The sequence below is a fragment of the Chamaesiphon sp. VAR_69_metabat_338 genome (assembly GCF_031423935.1).
Classification (GTDB): Bacteria; Cyanobacteriota; Cyanobacteriia; order Cyanobacteriales; family Chamaesiphonaceae; genus Chamaesiphon.
In genome coordinates this window covers 1-7,778 of the sequence record NZ_JANPGM010000323.1, presented here as the reverse complement: position 1 = coordinate 7,778, position 7,778 = coordinate 1, and the positions used below count along the sequence as shown (strand labels likewise).

Genomic DNA, 7,778 nt, shown 5'->3' with positions numbered 1-7,778 from the left:
ATACCTGGGCTGACATCATCAACCGCGCTAACTTAGGTATGGAAGTAATGCACGAGCGTAACGCTCACAACTTCCCGCTCGATCTAGCTGCTGGTGAAGCTACTCCTGTTGCTTTGACTGCTCCTGCTATCAACGGTTAATTCCAACTCACTCTTCTGAGTAAACTAAAAGCCCCCTGCCACCTAGTGGCAGGGGGCTTTTTCATTGGCCGAACTATTTGCGGTTTTGTCTAGTATTTGTTACAATAGTTAACAATAGTTAATAAGTGAAGTCAAGCTCTAAGACAAGGGTTCGGTTGACAGAGATGTAGATAACATCGAGCGGGCAGAATCGACAAGCTGTGATGGGGATAGAGCACTTAAAACTTTGAAAGCGATCGCGCAATGTCTCTGGGAGATAATCGACAATGAATACCGATGAGTTACTCACAAAATATCATAATGGAGAGCGAGAATTCATTGCGACCGATTTGGCGGATGCTTGTCTGACCGAAAGATGTTTGGCGGCGATCGATCTGAGCCAATCACAACTGACTAATGCCAACTTGTCCGGGTCTGATTTACAGTGTGCGAATTTGTCGGCCACAGTATTAACTAGAGCCAATTTGTGGCGATCGAATTTGACTAGTGCGAGTCTAGTATCGGCCAATCTCAATCAAGCGAGCTTGATTCGGGCGACCTTAATTGGGGTAGATGGTGAGGGTGCGTGTTTGCGCAATACCGATTTACGGCTGGCCAATCTCCAAGGGGCGAATCTCAGCCATGCCAATCTCATGGGTGCAGATTTACGATATGCCGATCTCACTGGTGTCAATTTAGCTGGGGCAAACTTGAGCAGAGCCAATCTGACAGGTGCGAATCTCTCCCAAGCAGAACTGCGCGGCGTGACACTCAAGAAAGCAATTTTCGATAATGCATACATTAGTGAAGTTTGCTTGCTCGATGTCGATCTCAGTCAGGTGGATCTGCGTTACGCGCTGCTGAAATAGCTAACCTGAGTTCGGGTTAAGGATACTTGCTTAATGACTCCTAGCTTCGTTTCTGAACCGCCCTCAAATAAATTTGCGGTGCGCGTAACTCCTGTCTTGTCTTGCTTCCATGGTCGGGGAACAAAGGCGGGAGCAAGCCGCTAACGGAGTGGCTGTGCCTACGGCAGGCTACGCCAACGCCAACTTCGGGTTTCCCGACGGTTTGCGGATGCGCTCTGGAGGTTTCCTCCAGGTTTAGCGCACCAAGCAGCGGCGCATCGAACGGGAGGTTCCCTCCCGTTTGTGTGCGACAAGACAGCGACCCAAATCGCGCTGAGGTTCCCGTCTTCGACACGTCTCGCTTCGGATCTCCTCCGGAGAGGCTGTGCCTACGGCAGGCTTACGCCAACGCCAACGCCTACAGCGTGCGTTTGGGTCAAGACAGCGCAACAAGACAGGGGCTAAAAGCAAAAGTTCTCTGAAGAGAACTGTCAAATCAGTTAGTTCGTTTCAACGAACTTTTGCTTTTAGCCCGTTGGCGAAGCCTTTAGGAACGAAACACTTCTAGTTCAGGGCAGTGCTTGAGCGAAGCAGATCGGTTTTCCTTAACCCGAACTCACGTTAGCTAGATTTTAGTATGGAAAGAGAGATGGGGGAGCGGGGAGCGGGGAAGAAAAGAGTACAGAAGAGCAGAAACGTACCTCAAATTGGTAACGGCTTTGCATGTAACGATCGGGTAAATTAGCGATCGGGATAGAGTCTCTCGCCAGTGGTGGGGTCGAAGATAAATAGCCACTGGGGATCTAGGCGGACTGCTAGGTGCGTGCCGAGCAGGTTAGAACTACTAACGTTACCGACTCGCTGCGACCACTCGGCGTCAGCGATGAGATTGAGGGGGATGGTGGTGCCAGCGATCGAGACTTTGAGCAGAGTTTCCCGACCGAGGGTTTCGATGCCGTCAATCCGCACGGAGAGGCTATCGGGAGTCTCGTCAGGTACGATCTTTAGATACTCGGGACGGATGCCGAGGCTCAAGCCTTGTCCGTTACGGAGTTTGAGCTGGTCGGCTAAGGCTTGCTCGCAGGTGAGCTGACGATCGCCAATCAGCCACTGGCGATCGTGATAAGTGGCGGGAAAAACATTCCTCGGCGGCGTGCCGATAAAGGTGGCTACCATCCGATCGATCGGCTGGTGATAGATTTCGTAGGGCGTGCCAATTTGTTTGATGTAGCCGCGATCGAGGACGACGATTCGATCGGCCAGTGTCATGGCTTCGACGCAGTCGTGGGTGACGTAGATCGTCGTAATCCCGACTTGTTGGTGGAGTTGCTTGAGTTCGCTGCGGGTATTATCGCGCAGAGCGGCATCGAGGTTGGAAAGTGGTTCGTCTAATAAAAAAACTTGGGGAGAGCGAGCGATCGCCCGACCGAGCGCGACGCGTTGCTGTTGGCCGCCAGAGAGTTGTTTGGGCTTGCGATCGAGTAGTGTATCGATTTTCAGTGACTTGGCGACATCGCCGACGCGCAGCTCGATTGTCGCTTTATCCACACCGCGCATTTGCATCCCAAAGGCCAAGTTTTCGGCTACGGTCATGTGTGGGTACAGGGCATAATTTTGGAAGACCATCGCTACATCCCGCTGTCTGGCGGGGACACGATCGACTAAGCGATCGCCGATATAGACATGACCGCTAGTGGCTGTCTCCAATCCAGCAATAATCCGCAGTAAGGTAGATTTACCACATCCTGACGGCCCCACCAGTACCCAAAATTCACCATCGGGAATCTCGAAGGAGATATCGTCGATGCCTATAAATCTCTGTTCTGGCTGGGTGGATGTGCCAGTAAATTTACGGCTGATGCGATCGAGTTTAACGCTAGACATACATTGCAGTGGAGCTTTGCCGATACTAGTCTTATTTTACTGCTGTTGTCGATCGGAGCGGTCGAAGGCGCAGATCCGATCGGGCGAACTCCTAAATTTTAGCGATCTGGGAGGAGATCGGTGACTGGGGAGCTTACTTCTCGATCGATTAATTCGAGCTATTGCTTCTTACAACACTTTCCTGAATTGTGAAGTACAAATTCCCCCGCTCCCCGCTCCCCCCTTTTCAAACCAATAACATACTGCATATTACTGGAGAGTGCTGTATTGCTTCTATATTTAGGAAGATTTAGCCATCTTCACTCCAGCAATACATCGAGCGTCAGAGAAAATCCAAAGTAGTATCAAAGATTGCGAGCGAATATCTCTGGTGATGGTTGTAGCGATTGTAAGGATTGGTTTAAGATTGCTATATCAAAGCTCAGCAATAGTAAATGAGGTGTTATCTCACAAAGATCTTGCGCCTCTACATAATAGATTCCCTCGATCTTGGAGCATAAATGCCTCACTCACATAATTTTCTGTAGCTCTGGTTGAGAGCGAGCGCGAACTAGATCCTTAGTCACAACCCCAGCAGCAACTTTATGAGAGCGAGTGCAGCTTAGACAGCAGCATCTATATTTATATCGAGAATCGCATCGTGAGTGCAGAACCAACCGTCGGACAACTAGAAAGGAAACTATCTCAACAGATCCAAGCCCTCTACAAAGAAAAACTCGGACATCGACCCAGCCAAATCCTGTGCAAATTATTCGACCAAAAAGTCGTAATTGTAATCGAAGATTCGATTACTCCTGCCGAACAATTATTGGTGGCAAATGGCGACGAGCGATTGGTCGAACAAGTGCGATCTAATTTAGATGAAGCGATCTCACCCTATATCCGCGAAACGATCGAACAAATTTTGGAGGTGAAAGTAGAAGATTTCCTCAGTGATGCCACCATCGAAACGGGCAGAACGGCAATTGTCGCTGTTTTGGGAGATACTCCAGTCGCGAGAAATATCGAGGCAGTACCCAAGGGTAAAAAGGTACCTAAAGCTCCAGCGGTGCCGTAGTCCAGGTGAAGCTAAATTTAGAGCCGACTCTAAGAGTAGAATCAACCCACAACTTGCCGCCTTGAAGTTCGATTTTCTTTTTGGCGATGGCTAACCCCATCCCCGGACTGGGATCGTCTTTTTGGGGCGTCAAGCTGTGGAACACTTCAAAGATGCGCTCTCGATCCTGAGGTGCGATTCCCGGCCCATCGTCACTAATCTCGAACAGGTAGCAATTTTGCTGCTGGTGGGCGACAATTTGCACGCGGCCATCGGCGCGGTCGTGATGCTCGATCGCATTTTCGAGTAGATCGGTAAATACCTGTTGGAGTGCAACGCGATCGGTGCGGAAGGTGGGCATGGGGGCGGCAATCTCGATCGAAAATCCCGCCGTTAGATCGAATGAACCGATAATTTTGGTGAGGAGTTGGCCGACATTGACTCGCGATCTAGTTATCGGCTGCTGACCCGCCTGCGTATAATCCAATAACCGATCGATCGATAAATTCATCCGGCGGACGCGGGATTGAAGCAGGTCGAACTGTTTGCGGGTGTCTGGGGTTAAGTGAGACTCTAAGTCTTCTACTAACCAAGTGGCTAAATTAGCAATTCCTTTGAGGGGCGCGCGCAGTTCCTGGGAGACTAGGGTCTCAAAGGCAATTAGTTCTCGCTCTCGTTGTGCCAGCAGTTCGTTGGTAGCTGCTAGTTTTGCCCCCAGAGAGAGTGGATCTAGAATGGTTGCTGGCAGCGGTGCGGCGACGAATCGATCGACAAGCGGTGGCTGAGGTGGGAACGATCCTGCTGGTGCGAGTCTACTGCCCGATCTCATCGCCGAACTACTTTCGCAACTGGCTAGATCCGGCCAGATCGCAATCGGTGGTAGGAATAGATCCCGAGCTTCGATTTGGAGAGCGGCGATGAAATCTAGCCCTCGATCTTTGTCGCGATCGAATTTCAGCAAAACTAGATCTGGCGATCTCGCTTGGCAGAGCTGGACAGCATCAGCCACGCCATTGACCGCTCTCATTGGCTCTGTGGAACTGTCGCGATCGAGCAGATAAGCATTATAGACGCCACGGTCTAATGAGGAATCATCTATTATCAAAATAGTCAATTCCTGAAAATTGGTATTCACGGTGTTATTTTATCTGTAACTGTGGGTTTCAGAGGAATAGACCGGAAGTTGGTACCAAGTTAAAGCGGTTCCGTAATCTCTTGCTCTGCACTGGACAATCGAGCTACCACAACTCTTCTAGAAAAATTTTAGAAAAGGGGTAGGTCGAGCTTTGTCTGTAATAAATATAATATATTAACTCGTTGCTGCCAAATAGAGGATCGTATCTGGATCTGATTACCAAGTTAAGTAGCTAGGCGAAATTAAATCTAAAATGCCAGCCTTTTGCCCTCACCCCCAGCCCCTCTGTCTTGACGCACACAAACGGGAGGGAACCTCCCGTTCGATGCGCCGCTCCCAAGCTTGGGAGCGGCTCGCGCACGCCTTTGTTCCCCGACGGTTCAGCGACCCAAATCACGCGGAGGTTCCCTCCGCATGTGTTTGGGTCAAGACAGCGAGACAAGACAGAGGGGAGCCAGAGCCGGAGGCGAGGGCGGGGTGAGGGCGGGGTGAGGGCGATTTCGTTATTGTTATTTTAATTATGTCCAGCTACTTACCTACATTCCGGCGATCGAACGATTCAATTACCTTGACGAACATGTCAGCAAATTGAGTGCTGACGATCGAAATTAATCGAGCACCGAACGTTTATACGTTCGGTGCTCGATCGTTGGCTCCCAGCGAATCGCTCCCGTTATTTACCGATAAATTGGGTCAAACTCGCGAGTAACTCCTGTTCTTTGAACGGCTTGGAGAAGTAGCCGCTCGCGCCGAGATTCATGGCGATCTTGCGGTGCTTGTCGCCACTGCGGGACGTGAGCATCAAGACCGGGATGTGCTTGAATGGTGCCAGACCTTTGACGGTCGAGAGGAAGCCATAGCCATCCATCCGAGGCATTTCGACGTCGCAAACCACAGCTTGCACTTGGATGCCCGATTGGAGTTTTTCGATCGCTTCTTGACCATCTTTGGCTTGCTCGACCAGATAGCCAGCTTTTTCGAGGGTAAGGGCGACAAAGCGGCGGACGTTGATCGAGTCGTCCACAATCAGAATCCGATTGCGTTGCACGGCTGCGACTGGTGGAGCTGCCACTTTGACATCTTGCTGGCGGAAATCGAGCGTGCTACCGATCGCATTTACCGTTGCCAGATCGCCATCGATCCAGCGGATTAATTCGATCGCATCTACAAGCGGCACGATCCGGCCATCGCCGAGGATCGTACAACCCGTGAACCCTGGCGGCATATTCAGATGACCTTGGGGTTGGCGAATCGTGACCTCTTGCTCGCCCCAGAATTTATCGATTTTGACAGCGACGATATCTTGGCCTTGGTCGAGCATTAAGACGGTGGGACAGTTGATGGTCGGGAGATTGGACGCGGCAATTTGGGGATTGAAATCGGGCATCCGCAGGTAGTTTGCGGGTTCGATCAGCCGAACGGTGAAGTTTTCCCATTGCAGCATTTTTTGTCCTGCCGTACTGACAACGCGATCGTCATCGAGGATCAGGATTTCTTCGACAATGTTACTGGGAATGGCCAGCCACAAGCCGTTAACTTCGACCAACAGGACGCGGACGACCGAGAGGGTCAGCGGCACGGAGATCGTAAAGGTCGTACCTTTACCCAATCGAGTATCGACAGTAACATCGCCGCGTAAGGCGCGGATATTGGTACGCACCACATCCATCCCGACACCGCGACCGGATAGATCGGTAACTTTGTCAGCGGTGCTAAAACCTGGCTCAAAAATCAGATCGATCAGTTCGCTATCTTTAAAATTGGCGATTTCGCGCTCGCCAATCCCCATTTTTCTAACTTTAGTGCGGATTTTATCGAGGTCGATCCCGCCACCATCATCTTTAATGGTGATTACGGTTTGGTTGCCCCGATAGGTCGCACTGATTTCGATCGTCCCAGTATCGGATTTACCATTGGCACGGCGGACGGCACTGGGTTCGATCCCGTGGTCGAAAGCATTGCGGAGCAAGTGCATCAACGGATCGTTGAGGGCTTCGAGAATGCCGCGTTCGATCGGGGTGGTACCGCCTTTGAGCTGCAACTCGATCGGTTTGCCATGTTCGATCGATAGATTGCGCATCGCGCGGGGGAACCGACCGAACAGCTCGGAAATCGGTCGCATCCGCACTTGCGTTAAGCCGGTTTGCATTTGTTTGGCGGTACGATTGAGATCGCGGTTGGTGCGTTCGGTATCGTTGAGCTGGAGATCCAAGTCGGTGGCGAGTTCTTCGATCTGCACGATATTATCCATCACTTCTTGGGAGAGGATGTGCAAGTCGCTATAGCGATCGAATTCCAGGATATCGAGGTCGCTAGTGACGTCGCTAGACAAGCTCGCTTCACCCTGCTGCCAAGTAGTGTCGTCGAGTGCTGGCGGCTGTTGACTAGTCGCATTGAGGTCGTAAGCTGCGCGGAGCTTGAAGTTGGAGGTTTCCAGTTGTTTGACTTTTGCCTGGAGGTTGCCAACTAATTGACGGATACTCTGGAGATTGAGATTCAATCCGTTCCGATCGATCGTTAATTCTCCAAATAAGTCGCCGATTTCTTCTAATTGTTTGGTGGCGACCCGGATTGTCTGTTCGACTTCAACAACTGGCTGCGCAGAGTTCGCTGTGTCCGATCGATTGTGCCGCTCGGCTTCACCGATAACTTCGGGGGCGGCATCGAGCGCGGAGAATAGATCCGCTACTTCTTGCTCCAAGTTGTTGACTGGCGGCTTGGACGGAACTTTGAAGACAGCCGAGGAGATCTCGTCG

The 7,778-nt window shown here is 51.1% G+C and carries 6 protein-coding genes and 1 pseudogene; 4 read left to right on the top strand and 3 right to left on the bottom strand.

Annotated elements, in window-relative coordinates; all coding sequences use genetic code 11:
- The 3 genes and pseudogenes from RMO84_RS09235 to RMO84_RS09225 all read left to right on the top strand — a co-directional run.
- Positions 1-140, top strand: a pseudogene (locus tag RMO84_RS09235) (photosystem II q(b) protein); the annotation flags it as partial.
- 266 nt (positions 141-406) lie between these two features.
- Positions 407-988: a pentapeptide repeat-containing protein gene (locus RMO84_RS09230; protein WP_310488182.1), complete on the top strand. Its 582-nt coding sequence runs from the start codon at positions 407-409 to the stop codon at positions 986-988.
- A gap of 109 nt (positions 989-1,097) precedes the next feature.
- Entirely contained in the window at positions 1,098-1,226 is a 129-nt protein-coding gene (locus RMO84_RS09225) for a hypothetical protein (RefSeq protein WP_310488181.1), read from the top strand.
- A 482-nt stretch (positions 1,227-1,708) separates the two neighbouring features.
- On the opposite strand, the gene RMO84_RS09220 is transcribed toward RMO84_RS09225, so the two are convergent.
- Positions 1,709-2,851 (bottom strand): ATP-binding cassette domain-containing protein, encoded by a 1,143-nt coding sequence (locus RMO84_RS09220; RefSeq protein WP_310488180.1) that lies wholly within the window; start codon positions 2,849-2,851, stop codon positions 1,709-1,711.
- 640 nt (positions 2,852-3,491) lie between these two features.
- Between RMO84_RS09220 and RMO84_RS09215 the strand changes: the two genes are divergently transcribed.
- Complete coding sequence (locus RMO84_RS09215; RefSeq protein ID WP_310488179.1) at positions 3,492-3,908, top strand: DUF2294 domain-containing protein; 417 nt, start codon at positions 3,492-3,494, stop codon at positions 3,906-3,908.
- On the opposite strand, the gene RMO84_RS09210 is transcribed toward RMO84_RS09215, so the two are convergent.
- On the bottom strand, positions 3,886-5,022 hold the full coding sequence (locus RMO84_RS09210; protein WP_310488178.1) for an ATP-binding protein: 1,137 nt from the start codon (positions 5,020-5,022) through the stop codon (positions 3,886-3,888). The genes RMO84_RS09215 and RMO84_RS09210 overlap by 23 nt on opposite strands.
- A gap of 673 nt (positions 5,023-5,695) precedes the next feature.
- The coding region (locus RMO84_RS09205) for a hybrid sensor histidine kinase/response regulator (protein WP_310488177.1) at positions 5,696-7,778 on the bottom strand (2,083 nt) is incomplete at its 5' end.